The sequence below is a fragment of the Bradyrhizobium sp. DN3 genome (genome assembly GCF_041357655.1).
GTDB lineage: Bacteria > Pseudomonadota > Alphaproteobacteria > Rhizobiales > Xanthobacteraceae > Bradyrhizobium.
Map to the genome: position 1 here is coordinate 320170 of NZ_JAULLN010000002.1, position 22870 is coordinate 343039.

The following is a 22870-nucleotide window of genomic DNA, read 5'->3' on the forward strand; positions in this document are numbered from 1 at the left end:
CCCCGCCCAAGGTCGAGACTCAAGAAAAGCATGTTCAAACGCATCCTGATCGCCAATCGCGGCGAAATCGCCTGCCGGGTCATCAAGACTGCCCGCCGGATGGGAGTTCAGACGGTTGCGGTCTATTCCGAGGCCGACCGCGATGCCCTCCATGTCGAGATGGCCGACGAGGCCGTGCTGATCGGCCCGCCGGCTGCGGCCGAGAGCTATCTGGTGATCGAGAAGATCGTGGACGCCTGCCGCAAGACCGGCGCCGAGGCCGTGCATCCCGGCTACGGCTTCCTGTCCGAGCGCGAGGCGTTTCCGCGCGCGCTGGAGGCGGCCGGCCTCGTCTTCATTGGCCCGAACCCGGGCGCGATCGCGGCGATGGGCGACAAGATCGAATCCAAGAAGGCGGCCGCCAAGGCCAAGGTCTCGACCGTGCCCGGCTATCTCGGCGTCATCGAGGACGACAAGCACGCGGTGCGGATCGCCGACGAGATCGGCTACCCCGTGATGATCAAGGCCTCCGCCGGCGGCGGCGGCAAGGGCATGCGCATCGCGCACTCCAAGGCCGAGGTCGCCGAAGGCTTCAACCTCGCCAAGGCCGAGGCCAAGGCCTCGTTCGGCGACGACCGCGTCTTCGTCGAAAAATTCATCGTCGATCCCCGCCACATCGAGATTCAGGTGCTGGGCGACAAGCACGGCAACGTGATCCATCTCGGCGAGCGCGAATGCTCGATCCAGCGCCGCAACCAGAAGGTCATCGAGGAGGCGCCGTCGCCGCTGCTCGACGAGGAAACCCGCCGCAAGATGGGCGAGCAGGCCGTCGCGCTGGCCAAGGCCGTGAACTACGATTCCGCCGGCACCGTCGAGTTCGTCGCGGGGCAAGACAAGAGCTTCTACTTCCTGGAGATGAACACGCGTCTCCAGGTCGAGCATCCCGTCACCGAGCTCGTCACCGGCATCGATCTCGTCGAGCAGATGATCCGCGTTGCCGCCGGCGAGAAGCTCGCGATCGCGCAGAGGGACGTCACGCTCACCGGCTGGGCGGTGGAATCGCGCCTCTATGCCGAAGATCCGTTCCGCAACTTCCTCCCCTCGATCGGACGCCTGGTGAAATACCGTCCGCCGGCGGAAGCCAGCAAGGATGGCATCACCGTGCGGAACGACACCGGCGTGCAGGAGGGCGGCGAGATCTCGATCCATTATGATCCGATGATTGCGAAGCTGGTCACGCATGCGCCTTCGCGCGCCGCCGCGATCGAAGCGCAGGCCACCGCGCTGGACTCGTTCTATGTCGACGGCATCCGTCACAACATCCCGTTCCTGTCCGCGCTGATGCATCATCCGCGCTGGCGCGAAGGCCGGCTCTCGACCGGCTTCATCGCTGAGGAATTCCCGAAGGGCTTTGCGGTGCGCGTGCCCGAAGGCGAGGTCGCGCGGCGGATCGCTGCGGTCGGCGCCGCCATCGATCATGTACTTGGCGAGCGCAAGCGGCAGATCTCGGGCCAGTTAGGCGGCCGCATCGTACAGCGCGAGCGTCGTCGCGCGGTCTGGCTCGATCACCAGGAGATCCTGCTCGAGGTCGGACGCGAGAGCGAGGCGATCGCGGTGCGCTTCATCGATGCCGAGGGCAAGGCCGGCAATGCGCATCTGTTGCAGTCACCGTGGAAGCCCGGCGATCCCGTCTGGCAGGGCACCATCGACGGCCAGTTCATCGCGGTGCAGGCGCGGCCGATTGCCAATGGCATCCGCCTCGCGCATCAGGGCGTCGAGGTACCGGTCTATGTCTGGACCGAGGCGGAAGCGGCCTCGGCACGCTTGATGCCGGTGACGACGGCCTCCGATACCGGCAAGAAGCTGCTCTGTCCGATGCCGGGCCTCGTGGTCTCGATCGCCGTGAACGAAGGGCAGGAGGTCAAGGCCGGCGAGACGCTCGCGGTGGTCGAAGCCATGAAGATGCAGAACGTGCTGCGCGCCGAGCAGGACGGCACCGTGAAGAAGATCCACGCCAGCGCCGGCGCGACGCTCGCGGTGGACGCGCTGATCTTGGAGTTTGCGTAAAGAGTGTGAGTCAGGCGGGCGGTCTGCCGCAACCACCGTCATTGCGAGGAGCGGGCGACAAAATTGCGAAGCAATTTTGCGCTGAAGCGACGAAGCAATCCAGTCTGTCCCCGCGGGCCCATTCTGGATTGCTTCGCTTCGCTCGCAATGACGGAGTATGCTGCGGCCTCCGTGATCCAACCGAGACAGCACCATGGCCTTTCGTTCCCGCCGCGAGAAACTGCGATCGATCCTGTCGGGCGGGACTTGCGTCCGTCCCGGCTCGGTCTACGACGCCATCTCGATCCGCATTGCCGAGGACCTCGGCTTTCCGCTCGGCATGTTCGGCGGTTCGGTGGCCGCGCTCGCCGTGCTCGGCGATCCCGACGTCACGCTGATCACGCTCACCGAGCTTGCCGAGCAGATACGGCGGATGTCGCGCGCCTCCGCGCTCCCCGTCCTCGTCGATGCCGATCACGGCTATGGCAATGCTCTGAACGTGCGCCGAACGGTGCAGGAGGTGGAGACAGCGGGGGCTGCCGGGCTCACCATCGAGGACACGCTGCTGCCGGCGGCGTTCGCCGAGGCGAAGACGCAGCTGATCCCGCTCGAGGAAGGCGTCGGCAAGATGAAGGCGGCGCTCGATGGCCGCAGCGATCCCTCGCTCGTGATCATGGGCCGCACTGGAGCTGCCTCGATCACTTCGATCGAAGATGCGATCCGGCGCGCCGTGGCCTATGAGGCCGCCGGTGTGGACGCGCTGTTCTTCACCGGGATCAAGTCGCGCGCGGAGCTTGCGGCCATCGCATCCGCCACGCACCTGCCGCTCGTGCTCGGCGGCGCGCCGGAGGAATTGAACGCGACCGACTATCTCGAGAGCCAACGCGTGCGCATCGCCCTCCAGGGGCATGCCCCGATCGCGGCCGCAACGCAGGCCGTGTACGAGGTTCAGAAAGCGTTGCGTGACGGCACAGCGCCGAAAGCGCTGAAGGGATTGCCCGCAGCGGAACTGACCAACCGCGTCATGCGCGAGGCCGACGTGAGGGCGCGCAGCGCCAACTTTCTTGGGCTGAAAAAATGAGCAGGGCGATCCTCCAGGTCATGATCCGCGGTCGCGTCCAGGGCGTCGGCTACCGCGCCTGGGTCGAGTACCAGGCGACCACCAGCGGTCTCGAAGGGTGGGTCCGTAACCGCCGCGACGGCAGCGTCGAGGCACTGTTCGCGGGCGCGCCCAAGCACGTCGCCGACATGGTGGCACTGTGCCGCCACGGCCCGCCGTCCTCACGCGTCGACAGTGTCACCAGCGAGACCGCCGGTGCGGATGAACTAAACCTGCGCCGGGCAGGGGAGGCGTTTTCGGTGTTGCCGACGGTGTGAACGCTCGCAACAGGTCGTCATGCCCGGGCTAGTCCCGGGCATCCACGTTCTTCGTGCGACGGGGCTAGACGTGGATGGCCGGGACAAGCCCGGCCATGACGGCGAGGAGGCTTCGGTGCCTCAAGCTCTCGAACAGAACAATCACCGCGGCAGCTTGGCAATCGCCTCGCTCAGCTCGTGGATCTCATAGGGCTTGCGCAGGATCGGGAAATCGCCGCGCACGCCGGCGGCGACCTCGCTATAGCCGGTGGCGAGCAGGATCGGCAGGCCGGGGCGGATCTGGCGCAGATGCTGGGCGAGGCTGAGCCCGTCCATCTTGCCGGGCATGACGATGTCCGAGAAGACGAAGTCGACGCCGTTCGTCTCGATCTCGCGCAACGCGGCTTCGGCATCCGCGACCCTGCGCACGCTGTAGCCGAGCTGTTCCAGCAGGCCGACGCTGACGGATGCGACCTCGGGATTGTCCTCGACCAGCAGCACCGTGCCGCTGCCGCGGAACGGTGATGCTCCCGCCGTCTGACGCGATGGCGCGTCGTCTGCGCGCGGCAGGAGGATGGTGAAGGTGGTCCCTTTGCCGAGCTCGCTTGCGACTTTGATCGTTCCCCCCGCCTGATGAGCAAAGCCGTGCACCTGGGAGAGGCCAAGGCCAGTGCCTTTTCCGATCGGCTTGGTCGTGAAGAACGGCTCGAAGATCTTGTCGAGGACGTCATCGGGAATGCCAAGCCCGGTATCGGTGACGTTGATCGCGACGAACCTGCCGGCGAAGGGGTCCTCATGCAGCACGACGTTGTGCGCACCGATCGTCACCGTGCCCCCGTCGGGCAGCGCATCGCGGGCATTGATGACGAGGTTGAGCAGCGCGGTCTCGAGTTCGGAGACGTCGGTCTTGATCGGCCAGAGATCGGGGCTGATGTCGAAGGCGAGGCGCACCGAGCTGCCGACGCCGGCATCGAGCACCTCGCGGATCGCGGCGATACGCTCGGCGAAGTCGATCGCCTGCGGATTGACGCTCTGCCGCCGCGCGAAGGTGAGCAGCTGGTTGGTCAGCGCCGCGCCGCGCTTGGCGGCGGTCTCGATGGCCGAGATCGCGCGCTGAAGCTTTGCCTCGTCCTTGGCCCCTCTCTTCAGCATATGGAGGCTGCCGCTGATGATCATCAGGAGATTGTTGAAGTCGTGGGCGACCCCGCCGGTGAGCTGGCCGAGCGCATCGAACTTCTGGGATTCGGCGAGCTGCTTCTGCATCGCCTCGAGCTTGATCTGCGTATTGCGGCGTTCGGTGATGTCGCGCGTGATCTTGGCGAAGCCGACCAGCTCGCCGTCCTCGTAGATCGGATCGATCACGACGCTGGCCCAGAAGAACGTGCCGTCCTTGCGGACGCGCCAGCCTTCCTCCTCGAAGCGACCCTTTTCCCGCGCGAGGCCCAGAGCGCGCGCGGGCTTGCCGTTGGCACGGTCGGTCTCGGTGTAGAAGCGGGAAAAATGCTGGCCGAGGATCTCTTCGGGCGCGTAGCCCTTGATGCGCTCGCCGCCGATGTTCCAGCTCGTGATGATCCCGGCGGGATCGAGCATATAGAGGGCGTAGTCCGCAACGCCTTCGACCAACAGCCGGAAACTGCGTTCGCTCTCGAACAAGTCTCTCTGTTGATTAGACTTTTTTACCATTCCGGACCCCGCCTCGACGGGGACAAACGCTGGGGGCGCCGGATTGGTTCCTGGGATCTGGGACATTTTTAGGCAAACATCAGGGGGCCGTATGCAGATCGGCCACCCCCATGAGACGCTGCGCAGCGCGTTCGAGGCGATCCTGTGAGCGCTCGCGGTCTCAAGCCGGTACGCTCCGGAAGGTCGCGGCCACCGCGCGCAGCGCCGCCAGCTTGGCGGGATCGCTGACCTTCGAATGCAGCATCACCTTCGAGCTGCCGAGTTTCGGCAGCTTGTGCGCCGGCCCGATGTCGACCAATCCGGGAGGTGCGATCCGCCGCGCCAGCGGCGCGATGGCAAGTCTGGCAAGCGCAGCTGCGACCACCGCCGTGACGCCGCCGCCGACAAAGCGTTCGCGCCAGGCGATGCCGGCTTTGTCCAGCGCACGCACGGCGATGGCGCGGACGCCGCAGGGCGGGGAGAGCGTTGCGAGCGGCAGCGGCTCGCCCTTCGGCAGCGTGAGGCGGCGCGCGGCGAACCAGCCGAACTCGTCCTCGGTCAGCTTTTCGCCGCCGCGGCGGCTGCCTTCCTGGCGGACGATCACGGCATCGAGTTCTCCCGCGTCGTAAGCATCCTGCATTTCGCGCGAGAAGCCGATGGTGACGGCGAGGGTGAGATTAGCAGACATCGCATGCAGCCGTTCGAGCAGCGGCACCAGCTCAGGGCCCGCTGCGTGGTCGGAGATGCCGAGCGAAAGCGACTGCGCGACCGATGCCTCGCCCGAGAGCGCGCGGTCATGCGCTGCGATCAGCGCGCGGGCGCGATCGAGGAACGCGGCGCCGTCGGCGGTGAGCCGGACCGCGCGCGGTGAACGCTCGACAAGACGTTTTGCCAGCAATGTCTCCAGCCGTTGCAGCTTGAGGCTGACCGCAGCCTGGGTCGTGCCGAGCACTTCGGCGGCACGGGTAAAGCTCTGGAGGTCGGCAACCAGCAGGAAGGCCTGGACGGTCGCGATGTCGAGTGTGGATGCCATTATCAATCTTTATCACTGGTATCAATAGAGATAAGACATCAAAATGACGAGGGGAGGTCTAGCTTCCGGACCGACGCCGCGCAAATCGCGCGACATTTTGGGGAGAACCATCATGCCTCTGATCACCGTATCCTACACCACGTCCCGTCAGTCGCCGTCGCTGAAGGCCGACATCGCGAACGCCGTGTCCGAGCTCACCGCAAAGATCCTGCACAAAGATCCCGAGGTGACCGCCATCATCGTGAAATCGGTCGATGCAAGCGACTGGTTCGCCGGCGGCAAGTCGCTCGCCGAGCAGAAGCTTGCGAGCTACTGGATCGACATCCACGTCAGCGAAGGCACCAACACCAAGGACGAGAAGGCGGCCTATCTCGCTGCCATGTTCAAGCGCATGGCCGAGCTTTTGGGCCCGCTGCATCCCGAGACCTATCTGCACGTCGACGAGGTCAAGGGCGATGCTTATGGCTTTGGCGGCCTGACTCAGGAGCGGCGCTACATCGCCGGCAAGCTCGCGGTTTCGCTCAAGGCGGCGTGAGACAGGAAGCCGCGGGTGATGATCTCACCCGCGGCCTGAATTTCAGCTCGCGGCGCGGAACTGAACCTCTGAATTGTTCAGGAAGCACGTCTTGTCGAACAGTTTCAGGTCCAGCGGATTCGGCAGCCTGACATCGCTGAGATCGGGGCAGCGCTTGACTGAGGGATCATAGGATCGATCGATCTGTGCGATGAAGACGACGATCAATCCCCCGTCGCGTGCGAACGATTTCAGCGCGCGCACCTGAACGGAGAGGTCGGGGTTGTCCCGCCTCTGGTCGAGCAGTTGCAGATAGTCGATCACCACGACTGTGCCGCGGGGAGCTGCGGCCATTTGCTTCACGACGTAGTCGGCGCTGATGGCGTCCGAGCAATCGATTTCGAACAGTTTGTCGAACTGCACGGGGTCCACGCCGATCGCGCGGAGGCGGTCCAGAACGTCTTTCTCGGTATATTCGAGCGAGAAGAACGCAGCGCGATGGCCCGACCGCATGGCTACGACGGCAAGCTCGAGGCTCATCAGTGTCTTACCTTGCCCGGGGCGCGCGCCGACCAGCACGAGGTCGCCCGGCCGGAATTGCGGAAACAGCCTGTTGGCCGGCGTCACCGCGGCAGCTTTCGCCGCCAGCATGCTCCAGGCGGAAAAGCCTTCCGCTGCAGCAACGCGATCAAGCGCGGCGTGGAGCGGAATGCCTTCCTCGTGCGACAGGCGTCTTGCGTTTCGCTTCAGACGATAGATGGGTGCAGACAACTTCACCGAGAGAACCTCCCATTGCGAGCAGAAAGCGCAATCCCTCCTTATGCCTGGCGCTCGAACAGTCGGTCCGATGATCAAATCGCCCGGCATGACGTCTGCTTTCCCGGCGGAGGGGGGAGGCGTGGGCGGCACCGGAAATAAACATAGCCGATTCCGCGGCGAGCGGAGAACACGCGCGATCGGCCTCGAACAAAAATGTTAGACCGCCGCTTCCGGCAGCAGCGCGCGGGTCGGCCCGAACAGCTCCTCGAACGCCTGCCGGAGCGCGATATCGACATCGGCCATGGTCACGAGCTGGCCGAGATCGACCAGCGAGGTGACACCGTAGCGGGGATCGGCGACGCCGCAGGGCACGATGCCGTCGAAGTGCGACAGCTCCGGCTCGACGTTGATTGCAATGCCATGGAATGACACCCAGCGCTTCAGCCGGACGCCGATCGCCGCAATCTTGTCCTCGTGCTCCGGCCCCTTGTCGGGCCGCTTCACCCAGACGCCGACCCGGTCCTCGCGCCGCTCGCCGCGGACGTTGAAGGCGGCGAGCGTGCGCAGAATCAGCTCCTCCAGGCTCGCGACATAGGCCCGGACGTCCGGTCGGCGGCGCTTGAGATCGAGCATGACATAGGCCACCCGCTGGCCGGGGCCGTGGTAGGTGAGCTGGCCGCCGCGTCCGGTCGCAAAGGTCGGGAATCGGGGATCGAGCAGGTCGGATTCCTTGCCCGAGGTGCCGGAGGTGTAGAGCGGGGGATGTTCGAGCAGCCAGACCAGCTCGGGAGCCTCGCCCGCGGCGATCGCCGCGACGCGGGCCTCCATGGCGGCCACCGCGTCCGGATAGGGCACCGGAGCGTCCGAGATGAGCCACGCGACGGGCTCGCCGCTGGCGGCGGAAAATGACGTCAAATCCAGCTCTTGACGCTGGTTTTGGCGGGGGCTTTCAGGCGAATTAACCATTGGCTAACCATAACGTGGTGATCATCACGGGAGCAAATACCAAGTCCTTTGGTTCGAAGTCCCAAGTTGCGGCGGTCCTGACAGTGCCCACACTCGATAAAGTCACCGTGGATCTCATGGTCGTCCTCGGCACGACTACCATGCCGATTCATCAGGTATTACGCCTTTCGCGCGGCGCCATCATCGAGCTGGACGCAACCGAGGCCGACGAGGTCAAGGTCTTGGCCAACAATTTGCCGGTCGCCTCCGGCGTCGTGCTGGTCGACCGCAACCGGATCGCGGTCGAGGTCAAGCAGATGCTGCCGCGCACGCCGGGGACGCGGTAGCGCCCTGGGCGCCCGATAGGCCGATCCCAGGGGAAGGGGCCGGAAACTTTCCTGCCAAGCTTGTGGAATTCGGGGCCCTTGCAGGCTTGTATCCCCCTGATGGATTTGTTAGATCGGCGGCCGCTGATCCGGCCAGCCTAACGACCTCAGGCCGGCATCTCCTAGCGCTCGTGGCGGAACTGGTAGACGCGCTGCCTTGAGGTGGCAGTGGGTAACACCGTGGGGGTTCGAGTCCCTCCGAGCGCACCATAAACCCACGTTTAGCATTGAAATCGCTAGACTTTTTTTTCGGGTGTTGCCCGGGAATAATTACCACTCCGTTCCTGCGCTGTGTTCGCGCGTTGTTCGCCTCTGCCGCCGGCACAAAGTCTTCGAGTGATTGGCTCTGATCGAACGTGACGATCTTCTCCATCCCGCGGATCCCGAGCCTTTCTCGATTCGCCTGCGCGATGTAGTGCGCGGGCATTTTTGGGTTGGTCCAGCCTAACATGGCCATCATCTGGCTCTCGGTGCAGTCGGCGTAGGCGGCCACTTCTGCACGGGCCTTGCGCACGCCGTGGCAGCTTTTCTTCGGCTCGTTGATGCCGGCCAAGACGGCATATTTCTTGAATTTAGCGGCCCACGCCTTCTTGTTCATCGGTAGGACCCGGCCGCGCACCAGTTTGCCGGTGAGTACCTCAACGCCGACGATGTTTGCCGCGCGAGCCGCCCTGAGGCTCTCGGCGAACTCGATTAGCACCGGCTTCTCGCCATTCTCGGGCAGTAGTGACTCGATCAGTCCGGTGCGCTGGCGGCCAATTCCTGCCCCATCTCCGGGAACTCGCCCGACTACGATGCGTCACCACGATGAGCATCGTGCACATCCTTTACCACGCGACGGACAGTGTTGATCGTGCCTGCGTTCGCCGTGAGCATTGCGATTGACAAAGCGATAACAGCAAGAACGCGATACATGGCTAACTCCTCCCGGTGCAGGCACTCCAGTCGCCAGATCAACGTACTGCTGCGGCCTTCAGTCTTCGCATACGGCGGACGAGCCGCTCACCTCGGCAAAAAAGCACCAAGAATGAATCCGTATGCGGTTTGCGCCAACAAGGTCGTGAACGGAGTGCGGTAGCCGTAGTTCAGGCCTAGGAAGCCCGGTGGTTCCAATCGCTTATCATCGTCGGGCCCCTCGTATTCGGAGGCCATGCGCGGATGAAAGTGCGGCATGACCGGGAGCACCACAACCAGTAGGAATAGGCCGTGGATCAGGCCGATAAGCGCCCCTTCCCATCCGTTAGCGTCGCCAAGAGCTGCGAAGAGGGCCGCATAGACGACGGCAAAAACCCAGCCGCCTATAAGATATACTACGAATCCGAGGACATTCGCCCTGTCGCGGTTCGCCGTCAGGCAAGTCCCGACAAGGAAGGGCAGGCTCAGCCGTGATAGACCCGCGACCTGGCTGCCATACATGATCGTGGTCATGACGACCGTTGCCGCGAAGCCCCACAGAAGCAGCGAGAGCACGTTCGGCAAGTCGGCGATCCACCTCACGCCGATGACCTTCGATTTCCGTCGTCGCGCCTTTCAGCTTCGGCCAGCGACAAGGCTGCGTTGATGAGGCCGATATGTGTAAAGGCCTGTGGGAAATTTCCGACGGCCGCGCCCGTTTCGGCATCAATTTCCTCACCGTAAAGCCCCAAATCATTGGCATAATCGAGCAGCCGCTCGAATCGGTCCCGCGCCTCGGCCACTCTTCCGACCCGAGCGAGATAGTCGACGGCCCAGAAGCTGCACGCGGCAAACGTGGATTCCTTCCCTTCCAGGCCATCGCAGTTTGCACGGTAGCGGTAGAGGAGCGGGCCTACACCGAGCTCAGAATCGACAAACGCGAAGGTGCTGACCATCCGCGGATCGTTTGCCTTGCAATAGCGATATCGGGGCAAAAGCAGCAGGCTGGCGTCGGGTTCGACGGAATCGAAAGCGGCAGTGTAGCTGCTGCAAACTCGACTGTAGCCCTGCTCTTCGATAGCTGCGCGAATCGCATCGCGCTCTCGCCGGAAATCGTCTGCTGGCGCGGACAGAACACCCTGTTTCGCAAGCTCGATGAGGCAGTCAAGCGCAGCCCAGCAGGTCACTTTGGAGTAGGTATGCTGGCGCCGCTCACCTCTGATCTCCCAGATCCCGTGGTCGGTGTAGCGCCAAACCTGACAAACGCGGCGTCCGAGTCCTACCAGCAGTCGACGCTCGCCCCGGCCGAGCTGACCGCCACGACTGACGTGCATTGCCGCGGCCATGATCACGGAGCCGTATACGTCAAGTTGCAATTGATCCCAGGCGCCGTTGCCAATGCGCACGGGGCGGGAACCGTGGTAGCCTTCCAAATGATCGAGCGTCTCCTCGTTTATTCGCGCTTCCCCATAGACGTCATACAGGACCTGCAGCCTCGGCCACGTAAGCCGGGTGGCGTGAAGCAGCCAGTTTAGGAAGGCCGCGCCTTCCGATTCGAAGCCGAGCCCGTTGAAGGCTTCCAGTGTTAGCGACGCATCGCGCAGCCAGCAATAGCGATAATCCCAGTTGCGAACGCCCCCAATCACCTCCGGCAAAGACGTAGTCGGCGCCGCGATCACCGCGCCCGAAAGACTGAACGTCATCAACTTCAAGACAAGAGCGCTGCGCCGTACCGGGCCAGAATAGGGCCCCTCGTAGGTGCAGAGACCGAGCCAGCGTTGCCACCAGCGTGCGGTTGCATCGATACGGGCCGCCGCAGCGCTGCCCAGCGGCAGGATGACGCCGATATCGTTGCGCACATAGGTCGCCGACAGGAAGTGACGTTCGCCGGGACTGAGGCGCACCTCCGCGCCAATGCTCGTACCATCGGTCGCAAGCCCGAGCGGAAGATCGCTTTGCAAGAGGAGCAAGTGATCGCGCCAGGCACAGCGCCAGCCGAGCTTGCCAAGTGTGATGAGATTGGCGTTGGCGCGCCCGTAATTGGGACGCGGCTCATAGACAACCTCGACAGGAATTCCAGTACCCACCGCCTCGATCTCGCGGAGAAGCTCCCGCTGTGGCTGAAGTTGTTGTCCCTCCAGCAAGCCGGGGATGCAAATAGCGTCCGTCAGCCGCAGCTCACCGCCATCAACCTTGAATGTGGTCTGGAGGACGTTGCTGTTGCCGACGTAATGACGCTCAATCTGGTATGGGACAGCCGGCTTGACACTGAAACGTCCACCTTTGGACCGGTCGAGAATCGCCGCGAAGAAGGCAGGGCCCGCGTAGTGCGGAAGACACAGCCAGTCGATCGAGCCATTCCGGTTGACAAGCGCAGCAATTCGGCAGTCGCCGATGAGGCCATAGTCACCAATTGCATGCCAATGAGTGGTCATGATTGTGGTACGCCCTATTGCCTAAAACGATGTGTAACCAAAGACCTCAATCAGCCGTTTCAGAACTCCAATTGGCCGCCCTCAGCATATAATCCGCGGCCCATCCTGACGGGACAATTGCGTAGGCGCTCGGCAAGTCATGTCAGCAACGGACTCGAGCCGGCTCGATGGACGTCGTGACTCTCGCCCGCGCTGGGCAAAGTATGTTCGCCGTCACATTCCGTGAGGCGCGAACCGACGGCGCGATGCACGCGTTCCGCCGAGACCGTCTTGGGCACTCCCGCCGCAGCAGTTCGCTCGCAAGATAGAAAAGGTTACCAGATCACCTGAGAGATTCCACACCAGACTGACGAAAGCGAGGGCCGGCGGCGGCGCACCACACGGAGCCACGCTTTGCATGGGCCCGGTTGGGCCGCGGCTATCGTGGAGGCAAGAGATGGTACAGGCGGCTTCACGTCGCTGTGAGAGCGTAACCTTCGTAGAGGTCTCCCCGAACTTATCATTAGAAGTGCATCACGCGCTTCAGGCGATTTTCGAATCATTCTCGCCAGGGAGCGTTGAGGCACGCAGCCAAAAAAAGGCCGCGCATCATTGACGCTCGGACGAATTTGCGCGCGCTGTTCTCAGGATTTGTCAACTTCGTCATTGATCGATACACTGGAGGAAAGCCATGACTAAACTTACAATTCTCGGTGCGACGGCCATTCTTTCGACGATGGCGGCGATTCCGGTGTTCGCACAATCTGCACAATATGCCCAACAGGAGCCGGCAGCATTCGCGTCGACGCATCCAAATGCAGGCGTGCACAGCCCGACGTACAGTCTGGGCGCACTGGCATATCTGCCGCCCGGCAAGAGCTACGCGAAGCGGCACTTCAGGCACCGCTAGCGCCGCCTCATGGGCATCGGTGAAGATGGTGGGGTAAGATCTCTTGCTGCCGGCCTCAACCCCGGCAGCAAGTCCCGTGAGTCGTTAGTACGTCTCCAGGATGGACCATGGCCAGAGCCTTGGAGATAGAAAGTTGATGCTGAGGCTCGCCTGTCGTTGTGCGTTCTCTGATGGCGTGCCTCGCCGTTCATTTCTCGTCGCCCTTGTTGTTGGAACGGTATTGAACGTCATCAATCAGGGGGACGCCCTCTTTGGCGCAGCGCCAATCAATTGGATCAAGATAATTCTGACTTACTTCGTGCCGTATGCTGTTTGCACATATGGCGCGGTCTCGTTCCAAATTCGCAAGATGAGCCAAGAATAGTGATGCTTTGGTGGGCGTTAACGCTGCTAGACGCGGTCGCTCTCGGCGATTTCAGTCTTCTTAGACGGGTGAGCTTTTGGGCGCGCATCCGGCAAGGATTTCGTACTAGTTGAAATGGCGCGCCCGACACGATTCGAACGTGTGATCTCTGCCTTCGGAGAAATCGAGAGCGCAGATATGGCTGCTGGGTAGCTGTGGCGTACAAATCGGACGAATCGCACTCCTTTGCCGAGAGGTTGACTAGCAACTGTGAATCGGCGTGGGTCCGGGGCCGATCGGCATCCTAAATGCTTGATGGACCTCGCATCTGTGGGGTCAATGTTCGGAGCCGAAACACGATTGATTTAGTCGATCCAGAAGCGCTCGACCTGCAACCAGACCGTTATGAGCGGGGGCTTCCGTTGATCCTCTTGGATTTTCGTTGGAGATTGAGGCTGTTCATTTGCCTTCTGATGAGATCGGTTCTGGTGCGAAATTAGCGCTGTAGACGCGAACGTCTGGGGGGACCACCCAAGACCGTCTTGGATTTTCAAGGGGCAAAACCTATAGTATCGCCTTATGAGAATGGCCGCTAAGCTCGAATTCGATGCCGGCACCAAGACATTTGCCTCGGGCCTCCTGGCTGATTTGATAGACGCGCTGCGCCGCAGCCGTAAGGGCGATCTGGTGGCCTTGATCAGCGGCGATCCAAGCATCGGCCCCGACCTTGAGGCATGGTGTCGCTTCACCCGTAACAGTTTGGTTGACGTGGCGGTCGAACAAGGTCGCACCCGCTGGGTAGTTCGGTACGGAGAGGCTCCTGAAAGCGTCGAAGATCGGCCAGTCGGCTCTCGTCTATGGCTTTATACGAACTTCGACTGCAACCTAAGCTGCGATTATTGCTGCGTGCGCTCCTCACCCAAAGCTCCACGGCGGGCTCTTGGTATCGAGCGCGTGCGACGTATCGCTGTCGAGGCGGCCGAGCTCAGTGTGGGGGAAATCTTTGTGACCGGCGGCGAGCCATTCATGTTGCCAGATATCGGCGAGATCCTTGCCGCATGCGCAGCGGCGGCGCCGACCACGGTCCTCACCAACGGCATGCTGTTTGCCGGACGTCGGCTCGCAACGCTGCGCTCATTGCCGCGTGAGCGCGTAACATTTCAGATCAGCCTGGATAGTCCGACGCCGGAGCGCCACGACGGCCACCGTGGAAAGGGAACCTGGGCACGCGCCTGGAGAGGAGTTGAGCTGGCGCGCGCCGAAGGATTCCGGGTGCGATTGGCGGCGACGGTATCAAGTGACGCGGAAGCCGAGGAATTCCGCAGCTTCCTGGATGCTCGTCACGTCAGCGAGGAGAACCGGGTGATCCGGCGAATTGTCCTGCGAGGCTCCGCCACACAGGGCATTGCGTTGGCTAGGGCGGATTTGGTCCCGGAAGTAACGATTACCGCCGAAGGCGTGTTTTGGCATCCGGTCGGAGCAGAGGATAATGACCTGCTGGTCAGCCACGACATCTTTCCGCTCGCCGAATCCTTTGCAGCCGTGCGCCGTGCCTTTGATCGCGAAAATGAGCATCAGCGCCGGTTGGCAATGATCTTCAATTGCGCCTGATAGGGGCGGAGCTCTCTATCGCTAAGCCGAGGGGCGCGTTAAGAAGCCTTGTTGCGCCGATGCTTCCCGCAATTCGGCGTAGGCTGCAAGCTGCGGCGCTATCCACTGGCGCAGCCCTTCGGCCTCGAGCACAGCACGATGCGTCGGGTTGTCGTAGCTCATGGCGAATAGTGCTTTGGCAAAGTGCTGCTCCAACGCGGGGTCCAGATCGGATCGGGCAGTGAACATGCAGTGATTATATGGCGGCGAGGTCCAGATTTCGGTCAGCGCACCTTCCGGCACCAGACGCTCCGTTCGCACCGCGTTCCAGAATGGGCTGCCGATTGCGCCGGCATCGGCGCGGCCGTCGAGCACCGCGCGAACGACGTCGGACTCGCTCGTCCCCGTGTCACCGTGCTTACCGAGGTCCGTGTTGAAGCGCAGCGTTCGGTAGTCTTCCCCCTCAATCAGTCCCTCGCGCTCTAGAAAATAAACCGGGAGGATTGCCGCATGGCCGCTGTCGCGGCTGCCGAGCGCCAGGGTCCGGTTCTTGAGATCGCCAAGCGTAGCGACCGGCCCACCGGTGACCGCAACGATCTTGGTCATCCAGCCGACGTCGGTGTCGCGCATCGCGATCGGGCGGCAGCGCTTGTCGCTCCAGGCATCGGCCTGGATATAGGCGAGGTTCGTGTTCCATGCGATGTCGATCCGCGGCAGCCGCTCGCCCGGCAAAGCCAGCAGCGCTGCGACCTGGGCCTCGTAGCTCTGAAACAATACGACCTCGACGGCGAGATGCGCCTCCTCGTGAAAGTAGCGTCGCATGCCCTCCCAGATACTGACCACCTTCGGATCGTATGCGACGGCACCTACCCAGATCGTCTGGCTCATGATTACTCCTCGCCTGTCACGCCTGATTTCAAATGCGATCAATCGCGATCCGAGCGCGGCCAGCAGGGCAACCCTGCCGCGCTCAGAACAGCGGTATTCCCAACACAGCCTTGCCGATGAATTCACGCAGAACATCGCCCGTCGGCGCCATGACCGCGCCCGCATGGGCATCGCGGAACAATCGCTCGATGGCCAGATGCTTGGAAAACGCAGCACCTCCGCACACCCGCATCGCCGCTGAAGTGACGGCGATAGCAACATCACCCGCCGACGCTTTGCACTCGAGCACGCGCAGCATGGTGGTATCTCGGGGGCGCTCGAGGTGATCGACGAGATCGTCGACGCGCGCGGCGAGCCCATCAGTGTCGATTTGCATTGTCGCAAGTTGCGCGCGAAGCGTCGGCAGGCTCTCGCCGAGGGTCTGGCCCAGATGCTCGAAACGAGCGCTCTTGAGGTGAGCTGCGGTCCCCGCCACGGCGGCCCGGCAAAGGCCTAGCGCGACCGCCGATGTCCCGAGGTTGAACAGCGGAAGCACGATTTCCAGCATGGCTTTGAAGCCCGCTCCGTCGTCGGTCAGCTGAAGACTCGATCCGACCTCGGCGTCCTCAAGGATCATCGGCGCGGAAGCGTTGGCGCGCATCCCGAGACCATCCCAAGGGCCGGCGACCGACAGTCCAGGCGCACCAGCGGCGAAAAGGTAAAGGGTTGAATCGGTTGGACTCTTCCCTTCAGGAGCCAGCGCCGAGACAACATAGCTTTGCGCGTGACCGGCGCTCGTCACCCACGATTTCTTGGCCGTGATGCGCACATTGGTGCCACTACGGATCGCTCGCGACACAGGCGCCCAGAAATGGCTGCGGGATCCGGCTTCGCTGAATGCCAGCGTGGTGAGGTGCTGACCGGCTGCAATATCTTTCAACGTCTGCACGACGGCTGCAACGGGACGGGCCGCGGCGATCGTCGCGGTGGCGCACATGTGCATCAAATAGACCATCGCGGCCGACGCGTCCGCTTCCGCAAGCGTCGCAATGATGGCAGCGAGGGTCCTTGGTCCGAGAGCCGAGCCGCCGACTCCGGTGGGCAGCATCATCCCCAGCAGTCCGGCCGAGCCGAGCGCCGCGACTGCCTCGGATGAAAATCGAGAATCCTTGTCGTTTTGCCGTGCCGCCGGCGCCAGTATGCGGTCGGCGATCTCCCTGGCCTGCGAAACTGCAGTCTCGTGGTCCATAACAGCCCTCCGTCGTGCTCGGTCGAATTGAACTAGGTGCAGGCGGCTGTATTGCACTGCAGCGGATGTTGTCGGGTCTGAACGCCCAGCGTGCGGCACAACCGCTTCCGTATACTCGCTGTTGGTTTCTCCACGCCAAACTACCCCCAAATTAATACGCCGCTCAAAGCGATCTGGTTACGTCACCCGGAGGATATTTTTTTAGACGTCGGTCGCACCTTTTGCTTGTTCCGGCTGCGGCCGGCGGAGACAATCATCGCAGCAGGGGGGCGGGCGCTGGTCCGCTGTCGCGAAAAGCGCTGCGAGCGACCGGCGATTGCGTAAGGAGGTTTGCCTGGCGTGGCGGCCATTGATCGCGATCGCGGCCGATCGCCCGCGGCTCCGGCTCCTGCTATGAGCGTTGCGGCGATCGGGATCATCTGTAAGGCGCCGCAGCCGGGCCGCGCAAAGACCAGGCTTGCGACGGCTATTGGCGCGGTTGCCGCCTCGGAGCTCTCGGCCTGCTTTCTGCGTGACGTCGCCGACGCCATCGAGACGGTCCCGGAGAGCCTCGGCAGGCGCGGCTATGGTGTCTATGCGCCCGCGGGGGTCGAGCACATCATGCGGGAGCTGCTTCCCGCAACGTTCGGGCTTCTGCTGCAAGTCGGTGACGATCTCGGAGATGTGCTGTTCGGTGCCGCGCGCGACCTCCTCGACGGACACGACTGCGTTTTGCTCGTCAATGGCGACAGCCCAACCCTTCCTGCCCGTTTCCTGGTCCGGGCTATCGAAGCTCTTCGCGAGCCCGGCGACAGAATGGTGCTCGGGCCAGCAAGCGATGGCGGTTATTACCTCATTGGGTTAAAGCGCCCACATCGGCAGCTATTCACGCGCATCGCATGGGGGACGGAGACCGTAGCTCGCAGCACATGCGATCGCGCCGCCGAGATCGGACTTGCCACGATACTGCTGCCGGAATGGTACGATATCGACGACATTGAAGGGCTAACTTGGCTTAAGGACGAATTGGCCGGCAATTCGGCGCGCTTTCTCGGCGGTGGTCTGGCGCGGGCGAGCCGAGTTTTTCTCAAGGCTGCGCAGCGGATAGACCCATGAAGCCGATTGCGGGAACCATTGCGAGTCAATTCGGCGGACTGGCGCGCTCGGTCACCACAATGCCTCCGCTTCATCGGCTGGCCGGTATTGGCGTTGTCCTGCTTGGTCTCACTCTGGTGACCCCCTTTGCCTTCGAGGCAGCCGGTGATAATGCCTTCATTGCTCTGACCATTCTTGCAGGTCTGCTGACGATCTTAGCGACAAGTATGGCCGAACAGGCTCCACCCGATCGCGCGCTATGGCTCATTTTTGGCTTGGCGATCGTTCTGAGAGCCTATGTGCTGGCGTTCGATCCCCTTCTGTCCAATGACATCTATCGCTATGTCTGGGATGGCAGGGTTCAGGCCGCAGGTATCAATCCGTACCGCTATTTCCCGGCTCATGAGGCATTGGCATCTCTGCGCGACGGGGCGATCTTGCCGCACATCAACCGGGCCGACTCTGCCGTCACCATCTATCCTCCCGTGGCGCAGTTTTTCTTCCTCGTTGTCACGCGGATTGGTGAAAGCGTGACGACGATGCGCCTCGCACTGTTGGGGTGCGAGGCCGTCACCGTCACGATGATCATGCTGCTGCTGCGGCGCATGCACCGCCCGGTGACGCGCGTGATCGCCTATCTCTGGCATCCGCTGCCGCTGTGGGAGATCGCCAACAGCGGCCACGTCGACGCGCTCATGGTCGCGCTGGTGCTGCTGGGCCTATGGATTGCCCTGACCGGCTCCGCTCTGCGCGGGGCCGCCGTGATCGCGTTATCGACGCTGGTGAAACCGTATGCGGCGCCGGTGCTCGCCGGGATCTGGCGGCCGTGGGACCCTAAAATGCCGTTCGTTGTGATCGCCGTCATCGCGCTTTGTTACCTTCCTTATCTGTCGGTCGGCTGGGGCGTTCTCGGGTTCCTGACCAAGGGCTATTTCAACCAAGAGGGGATCGTTGCCGGCAACGATATCTGGCTGTTGTCGCTCTGGCGGCTTGTGTTCGGCGAGCATGAGCACGACGTTGCCGTCTACGTGGCACTGGCCGGGCTGGTCCTCATGCTCAAGGGGCTCACGGTTGCCCGCAGCTCTGATCACAGCATCGCGTCGCGTGTTGCCGACATTAACATGCTGTTGCTTCTTGCTTTCCTGTTGTGGTCGCCGAACTACCCCTGGTATTTTCTGATTGTTGCGCCGTTTGCCGCCTTGTGCGGCTCCGCGCCCACCTGGGTCGTTTCGATCGGAGCGCTGCTGCTGTCCGAACAACTCGACTGGGACTTCTACATTCCAAGGGTGGTAAGCAAATCAATCCTGTTTGGAGGTCTTTTGCTGGCTTGGGCCTTCGTCGTCTGGAGGACCCGCATGCCGCGGACCATAGAGGCAAGGCTGTTGCAATGAGCCTTTCCCGCGAAGCGCAAAACCCTCACGCGCCGTTCGACCCGCGCCGCTACCACGAGTCGGTCGCGGGCGAGCGCACCGAGGTTGCCCAGCGCCCGCCAGTCTGCCTTTATCTGGAGGTCACCAACCGCTGCAATCTTTTGTGCACCACTTGCCCGCGCACCTACGAGCAGCTCGAGCCGCCGGCGGACATGAGCTGGGACTTGTTCGTATCGATTGTCGATCAGGTCCCCGGTCTTGCGCGGGCGGTTCTGCACGGCGTCGGCGAGCCGATGCTGGTCGCTGATCTGCCCCGCATGGTCGGATACCTGAAGGATCGTGGCGTTTATGTCGTCTTCAACACAAATGGAACGGTTCTCAGTGAGCGCAACGGCCGTGCGCTGATCGACGCCTGCCTTGATGAACTGCGCGTCTCTCTCGACGCGTCAAATCGCGAGAGCTTCAAGGCGATCCGCGGCAGAGATTATTTCGGCCGCATCATCCGCAACGTGCGAGCATTTCGCGAACTGCAGGAGCGGGAGGGCCACTCTAAGCCGCTGGTATCCTTCTGGCTGACCGGTCTGAGAGAGACTGTCGAGCAGCTTCCGGCCTTTGTGCAAATTGCGGCGGAGATCAGCGTCAAGGAAGTCTATCTGCAACGGCTCGTATTCTTCGATGAATCCGCCATTGGCAAGGCGCGGCCGGATCAGGCGCTGTTCGAGCGCCTGACGGAGGAGGAAGCGGCGTACCTGAAGCAGGCTGAGGAGCTCGCGCGCTCCCTTGGCATGACCTTCAGCGCATCGGGCGCAACGAGCGAGCCCAGCTTAAGCCTCAAGGGTGGCGGAGACCTTTCGCCATGGTCGCTCTGCCGGCGGCCATGGTCGTTGATGTACTTTACGGCCAATGGCCGTGCGCTGCCATGCTGTATCGCGCCGTTTTCGCAGCATGGCTATGATAACTACACCCTTGGTCATGCCCGGCAGCAGGCCCTGCGGGACATCTGGAATGGGCCCGCCTACCAGAACTTTCGGGCAGCGCTCTTGTCAGACGAGCCACCCAAGTGCTGCGCCAATTGCGGCCTGCGCTGGAGCCTGTGAGCCAGGTGATCAAGGAGAGCGAACAGAGCGAGCGCCGGCCGGTGGTTTCGGCGATCATTCCCTGCATTGATGAGGAAGCGGCCATCGGCTGGGTCGTGACGGCGGTGCTCGGCCAGAATGTAAGCGAGGTCATCGTGGTCGACGGGGTCTCGCGAGATCGTACGGTCGAGCGCGCTGAGGCCGCCGGAGCGCGCGTAATTGTCGAGCCGCGACGCGGCTACGGGCGCGCCATCCAGGCTGGCATCGCCGCTGTGCGTGATAACGCCGACATTCTGGTTTTCCTCGACGGCGACGGCAGCGATCCTGCGGAATTCATTCCTGATCTGGTGTCGCCGATCATTGCTGGGCAAGCCGACTTCGTACTCGGCTCGCGTGTTCGCGGCCCACGTGAGCCCGGCAGCCTGGCACCACAGCAGGTCATCGCTGCCCACGTCGGCAGGCTTCTGCTGCGCTTCGTCTATGGCGCAAACTTCACGGATCTGTCGCCGTTTCGCGCTATCCGGCGGGATGCGCTCATACGTCTCGATATGAAGGAAGAGACATTTGGCTGGAATCTGGAGATGTTGATGCGGGTCGCCGCGGCGCGTGTACCGATGCTTGAGATCGCTGTCGGACAGCGGCGCCGAATCGGCGGAGTGTCGAAGGTCTCCGGCAATCTCATCGCCGGCATCAAGGCGGCCTGGTCGATTTCGGCGACGTTTGTTCGTCTCGCGTTCGAGCTGCGAGACCACGGCAAGAGGAGCTAGTCAGCGCGTGCCGGCAGGATCTTCACAGGCAACGATATCCCGGGGAGACTTTCGATTTTCCTTATTCGGCGGGGAAAAGACAGCGAGGTATCCGCCATCGCCTGCGAGCTGATATGTGGCGATCTCGCGATAACCGACGGCGCTCGCTTCGCAACGCAACTGCTCAATTGGCGTGCCATGTTCGGAGGTCGGACGCTCAAGGTCGACAATTCCGATCCGCGCGCCCGGTTTCAAGGCAGGCGCGAGATTATAGAGAAAGGCGTAGGGTTGGGCGATCTCGTGATACATGTGCACGAGGATGGCGGCATCCAGCGAGGAGGCGGGCAGGCGTGGGTCGTGCGGTTCGCCCAGCGCTAATGTGACGTTTGTCAGTCGAAGACGTTCGATGCGCTTGGCGAGCTCGATGAGGTAATCTCGGGTGACGTCCTCAGCAATGACGGAGCCTTTGGAGGCGAGGAGGGGCGAGAGCCGAACCGTGTGGTAGCCACGGCCGGCGCCGATATCACCGACCGTCATGCCGGGCTTCAACACAAGACGCCGAGCAATCTCGCCGGTCTCATCCAGGGAGTCACGGTGCCTCTCGTCGGAGCGGCCTGGGCTGACAATCGGCGCAACCGGGCGCTGGGGCGAGGGGAACTCCGATGCCGAGACGCCTGATGGGGCCAGATAACCGATATCGGCCGCGTACGCGCAAGTTGGGCCCAGCACCGCAAGAAGCGAGGCTGCGCGAAATAGAGCGATCAAATGCCCGCCAAGCATCTCGTGCGGCCATTCGGCTCTTGTGAGTTCACGAGGTTGGCTCAACGTCGTCACTCTCTCACTCACACGATCGCAACTAGCCCGCCATGTGGAAAAACCCGCCGATTAATCCCTTCCCGTCGCGAACCGCAGGGATTTGGCGGCGCAACCAGGCATCAAGGCCAAGACTGCGGCCGGCGCCATCGAGTGTGAACAGGAACATCAGCATGGCCAAAAACATGTACGTCCACGGCCACTCGGACGAATTGCCATACAGGCCGAGCCAGAGCTGCAGCACATAGGCGATGGCCAGCACGCCCAGCAATCGCACCGCAAGCCCGAGCATCATCGACCCAGCGAATGCCAGCTCGGCAACAAAGACGATTGGCCCAAAGATGGACATGTTCGGGAGCACGACATCCTTCATGAAGCTGCGGTGAAACTCGAACGCCGCGTTGGTCGATTCCTGTTCGGTCCAGTATTGCAGACCGCCCGACAGAGGTAGCGGCAGCTTCCATAACATGCCCTGAAACCACATACAGCCGACCAGCACCCGAACCAGCCAGATTCCGAGATGTCGGCCGGTACGTTGCTCCGAATCCTCCTGCCAATTCCGCAAGGCCACTGCAATGCTGGCGAACAGCAGCGCCCAGAACAGCGCCAGGATCAGATAGCGCCAGTTTCCGAGACTGAGATAGTCGCCCGTCATCGCACTCAGGAAATGACCGATATCGATGAAGGGATTTGTGGGCATAGGCGCATGCTCCGGAGCAGTGCACAGTAACTCCACAGTATCCGCGTCCGCAACTCCATCGGCGTGCGCGGGTTCACTTCGCTGCGCTCTGTCTGTCGGGGCAACTGGCTGTAGCCAGCGCCTGAAACGCCTCATCCGCGAAGC

Annotated in this window: 22 protein-coding genes and 1 tRNA gene; 13 read left to right on the forward strand and 10 right to left on the reverse strand. The window is 62.6% G+C overall.

Annotated features, from left to right (window positions below; translation table 11 throughout):
* Positions 1 to 30: 30 nt before the first annotated feature.
* From AAE027_RS04900 to AAE027_RS04910, 3 genes are all read left to right on the forward strand, one after another.
* A complete protein-coding gene (locus AAE027_RS04900; RefSeq protein WP_370985730.1) occupies positions 31 to 2046 on the forward strand; it encodes an acetyl-CoA carboxylase biotin carboxylase subunit in 2016 nt (671 codons plus the stop codon).
* Between the two features lie 193 nt (positions 2047 to 2239).
* Positions 2240 to 3106: an isocitrate lyase/PEP mutase family protein gene (locus AAE027_RS04905; RefSeq protein WP_370985731.1), complete on the forward strand. Its 867-nt coding sequence runs from the start codon at positions 2240 to 2242 to the stop codon at positions 3104 to 3106.
* On the forward strand, positions 3103 to 3402 hold the full coding sequence (locus AAE027_RS04910) for an acylphosphatase (protein WP_091889695.1): 300 nt from the start codon (positions 3103 to 3105) through the stop codon (positions 3400 to 3402). Before AAE027_RS04905 ends, AAE027_RS04910 begins: the two co-directional genes overlap by 4 nt.
* Positions 3403 to 3543: 141 nt before the next feature.
* On the opposite strand, the gene AAE027_RS04915 is transcribed toward AAE027_RS04910, so the two are convergent.
* Both AAE027_RS04915 and AAE027_RS04920 read right to left on the reverse strand, forming a co-directional pair.
* Positions 3544 to 5064, reverse strand: a complete 1521-nt coding sequence (locus AAE027_RS04915) for a PAS domain-containing sensor histidine kinase (RefSeq protein WP_370985733.1) — start codon at positions 5062 to 5064, stop codon at positions 3544 to 3546.
* A gap of 160 nt (positions 5065 to 5224) precedes the next feature.
* A complete protein-coding gene (locus AAE027_RS04920) occupies positions 5225 to 6076 on the reverse strand; it encodes a LysR family transcriptional regulator (protein ID WP_370985734.1) in 852 nt (283 codons plus the stop codon).
* Between the two features lie 112 nt (positions 6077 to 6188).
* Between AAE027_RS04920 and AAE027_RS04925 the strand changes: the two genes are divergently transcribed.
* Positions 6189 to 6611 (forward strand): tautomerase family protein, encoded by a 423-nt coding sequence (locus AAE027_RS04925; protein WP_370985735.1) that lies wholly within the window; start codon positions 6189 to 6191, stop codon positions 6609 to 6611.
* Between the two features lie 42 nt (positions 6612 to 6653).
* On the opposite strand, the gene AAE027_RS04930 is transcribed toward AAE027_RS04925, so the two are convergent.
* Together AAE027_RS04930 and lipB are read right to left on the reverse strand one after the other, a co-directional pair.
* A complete protein-coding gene (locus tag AAE027_RS04930) occupies positions 6654 to 7367 on the reverse strand; it encodes a DNA helicase (protein ID WP_370985736.1) in 714 nt (237 codons plus the stop codon).
* 198 nt (positions 7368 to 7565) lie between these two features.
* Positions 7566 to 8315, reverse strand: coding sequence for a lipoyl(octanoyl) transferase LipB (lipB, locus tag AAE027_RS04935; RefSeq protein WP_370985737.1), 750 nt, complete (start codon positions 8313 to 8315; stop codon positions 7566 to 7568).
* 83 nt (positions 8316 to 8398) lie between these two features.
* Here lipB and AAE027_RS04940 point away from each other — a divergent pair, with 83 nt between their 5' ends.
* Both AAE027_RS04940 and AAE027_RS04945 read left to right on the forward strand, forming a co-directional pair.
* Positions 8399 to 8641, forward strand: coding sequence for a FliM/FliN family flagellar motor switch protein (locus tag AAE027_RS04940; RefSeq protein WP_011088012.1), 243 nt, complete (start codon positions 8399 to 8401; stop codon positions 8639 to 8641).
* A 164-nt stretch (positions 8642 to 8805) separates the two neighbouring features.
* Positions 8806 to 8890: transfer RNA gene (locus AAE027_RS04945), tRNA-Leu, on the forward strand.
* 792 nt (positions 8891 to 9682) lie between these two features.
* Here AAE027_RS04945 and AAE027_RS04950 read toward each other — a convergent pair.
* Positions 9683 to 10159 carry a hypothetical protein gene (locus AAE027_RS04950; protein ID WP_370985738.1) on the reverse strand — a complete coding sequence of 159 codons (477 nt, stop codon included), beginning with the start codon at positions 10157 to 10159 and terminating at the stop codon, positions 9683 to 9685.
* 14 nt (positions 10160 to 10173) lie between these two features.
* Entirely contained in the window at positions 10174 to 12009 is a 1836-nt protein-coding gene (locus AAE027_RS04955) for a glycoside hydrolase family 15 protein (protein WP_370985739.1), read from the reverse strand.
* A 670-nt stretch (positions 12010 to 12679) separates the two neighbouring features.
* On the opposite strand from AAE027_RS04955, the gene AAE027_RS04960 reads away from it, so the two are divergent.
* The 3 genes from AAE027_RS04960 (at position 12680) to AAE027_RS04970 (ending at position 14852) form a co-directional block, all read left to right on the forward strand.
* The gene (locus AAE027_RS04960; RefSeq protein WP_091889683.1) at positions 12680 to 12898 is read left to right on the forward strand and encodes a hypothetical protein; all 219 of its coding nucleotides are present in this window, start codon (positions 12680 to 12682) and stop codon (positions 12896 to 12898) included.
* 136 nt (positions 12899 to 13034) lie between these two features.
* Positions 13035 to 13262: a nitrate/nitrite transporter NrtS gene (nrtS, locus tag AAE027_RS04965; protein WP_091889860.1), complete on the forward strand. Its 228-nt coding sequence runs from the start codon at positions 13035 to 13037 to the stop codon at positions 13260 to 13262.
* A 564-nt stretch (positions 13263 to 13826) separates the two neighbouring features.
* Positions 13827 to 14852, forward strand: a complete 1026-nt coding sequence (locus AAE027_RS04970; RefSeq protein ID WP_370985740.1) for an Rv1681 family radical SAM protein — start codon at positions 13827 to 13829, stop codon at positions 14850 to 14852.
* 21 nt (positions 14853 to 14873) lie between these two features.
* Here the strand turns inward: AAE027_RS04970 and AAE027_RS04975 are convergent, their stop codons facing one another.
* Together AAE027_RS04975 and AAE027_RS04980 are read right to left on the reverse strand one after the other, a co-directional pair.
* A complete protein-coding gene (locus AAE027_RS04975) occupies positions 14874 to 15719 on the reverse strand; it encodes a phosphate/phosphite/phosphonate ABC transporter substrate-binding protein (protein ID WP_370985741.1) in 846 nt (281 codons plus the stop codon).
* A gap of 82 nt (positions 15720 to 15801) precedes the next feature.
* The gene (locus AAE027_RS04980) at positions 15802 to 16947 is read right to left on the reverse strand and encodes an acyl-CoA dehydrogenase family protein (RefSeq protein WP_370985742.1); all 1146 of its coding nucleotides are present in this window, start codon (positions 16945 to 16947) and stop codon (positions 15802 to 15804) included.
* Between the two features lie 339 nt (positions 16948 to 17286).
* On the opposite strand from AAE027_RS04980, the gene AAE027_RS04985 reads away from it, so the two are divergent.
* From AAE027_RS04985 to AAE027_RS05000, 4 genes are read left to right on the forward strand one after another with little or no spacing between them, the layout of a single operon-like run.
* Positions 17287 to 18042, forward strand: a complete 756-nt coding sequence (locus tag AAE027_RS04985) for a TIGR04282 family arsenosugar biosynthesis glycosyltransferase (protein WP_370985743.1) — start codon at positions 17287 to 17289, stop codon at positions 18040 to 18042.
* The gene (locus tag AAE027_RS04990) at positions 18039 to 19412 is read left to right on the forward strand and encodes an MptA/MptB family glycosyltransferase (RefSeq protein ID WP_370985745.1); all 1374 of its coding nucleotides are present in this window, start codon (positions 18039 to 18041) and stop codon (positions 19410 to 19412) included. Before AAE027_RS04985 ends, AAE027_RS04990 begins: the two co-directional genes overlap by 4 nt.
* The gene (locus tag AAE027_RS04995; protein WP_370985746.1) at positions 19409 to 20488 is read left to right on the forward strand and encodes a radical SAM/SPASM domain-containing protein; all 1080 of its coding nucleotides are present in this window, start codon (positions 19409 to 19411) and stop codon (positions 20486 to 20488) included. Before AAE027_RS04990 ends, AAE027_RS04995 begins: the two co-directional genes overlap by 4 nt.
* A complete protein-coding gene (locus AAE027_RS05000; protein WP_370985747.1) occupies positions 20452 to 21234 on the forward strand; it encodes a glycosyltransferase family 2 protein in 783 nt (260 codons plus the stop codon). The genes AAE027_RS04995 and AAE027_RS05000 overlap by 37 nt, the downstream gene beginning before the upstream one ends.
* Here AAE027_RS05000 and AAE027_RS05005 read toward each other — a convergent pair whose 3' ends face one another.
* Entirely contained in the window at positions 21235 to 21993 is a 759-nt protein-coding gene (locus AAE027_RS05005; protein ID WP_370986047.1) for a class I SAM-dependent methyltransferase, read from the reverse strand. It abuts the gene before it with no gap.
* Positions 21994 to 22069: 76 nt separating this feature from the next.
* Positions 22070 to 22726, reverse strand: coding sequence for a DoxX family protein (locus AAE027_RS05010; RefSeq protein WP_370985749.1), 657 nt, complete (start codon positions 22724 to 22726; stop codon positions 22070 to 22072).
* Positions 22727 to 22870: the final 144 nt, after the last annotated feature.

Excerpts from the sequence above, each read along its gene's own strand:
- AAE027_RS05010 (WP_370985749.1), bottom strand. The coding sequence starts at position 22,726 with ATGCCCACAAATCCCTTCATCGATATCGGTCATTTCCTGAGTGCGATG.
- AAE027_RS04980 (WP_370985742.1), bottom strand. The coding sequence starts at position 16,947 with ATGGACCACGAGACTGCAGTTTCGCAGGCCAGGGAGATCGCCGACCGC.
- nrtS (WP_091889860.1), top strand. The coding sequence starts at position 13,035 with ATGCTGAGGCTCGCCTGTCGTTGTGCGTTCTCTGATGGCGTGCCTCGC.
- AAE027_RS04920 (WP_370985734.1), bottom strand. The coding sequence starts at position 6,076 with ATGGCATCCACACTCGACATCGCGACCGTCCAGGCCTTCCTGCTGGTT.
- lipB (WP_370985737.1), bottom strand. The coding sequence starts at position 8,315 with ATGGTTAATTCGCCTGAAAGCCCCCGCCAAAACCAGCGTCAAGAGCTG.
- AAE027_RS04960 (WP_091889683.1), top strand. The coding sequence starts at position 12,680 with ATGACTAAACTTACAATTCTCGGTGCGACGGCCATTCTTTCGACGATG.
- AAE027_RS04995 (WP_370985746.1), top strand. The coding sequence starts at position 19,409 with ATGAGCCTTTCCCGCGAAGCGCAAAACCCTCACGCGCCGTTCGACCCG.
- AAE027_RS04900 (WP_370985730.1), top strand. The coding sequence starts at position 31 with ATGTTCAAACGCATCCTGATCGCCAATCGCGGCGAAATCGCCTGCCGG.
- AAE027_RS05005 (WP_370986047.1), bottom strand. The coding sequence starts at position 21,993 with ATGCTTGGCGGGCATTTGATCGCTCTATTTCGCGCAGCCTCGCTTCTT.
- AAE027_RS04970 (WP_370985740.1), top strand. The coding sequence starts at position 13,827 with ATGGCCGCTAAGCTCGAATTCGATGCCGGCACCAAGACATTTGCCTCG.
- AAE027_RS04905 (WP_370985731.1), top strand. The coding sequence starts at position 2,240 with ATGGCCTTTCGTTCCCGCCGCGAGAAACTGCGATCGATCCTGTCGGGC.
- AAE027_RS04990 (WP_370985745.1), top strand. The coding sequence starts at position 18,039 with ATGAAGCCGATTGCGGGAACCATTGCGAGTCAATTCGGCGGACTGGCG.
- AAE027_RS04925 (WP_370985735.1), top strand. The coding sequence starts at position 6,189 with ATGCCTCTGATCACCGTATCCTACACCACGTCCCGTCAGTCGCCGTCG.
- AAE027_RS04975 (WP_370985741.1), bottom strand. The coding sequence starts at position 15,719 with ATGAGCCAGACGATCTGGGTAGGTGCCGTCGCATACGATCCGAAGGTG.
- AAE027_RS04910 (WP_091889695.1), top strand. The coding sequence starts at position 3,103 with ATGAGCAGGGCGATCCTCCAGGTCATGATCCGCGGTCGCGTCCAGGGC.
- AAE027_RS04915 (WP_370985733.1), bottom strand. The coding sequence starts at position 5,064 with ATGGTAAAAAAGTCTAATCAACAGAGAGACTTGTTCGAGAGCGAACGC.
- AAE027_RS04955 (WP_370985739.1), bottom strand. The coding sequence starts at position 12,009 with ATGACCACTCATTGGCATGCAATTGGTGACTATGGCCTCATCGGCGAC.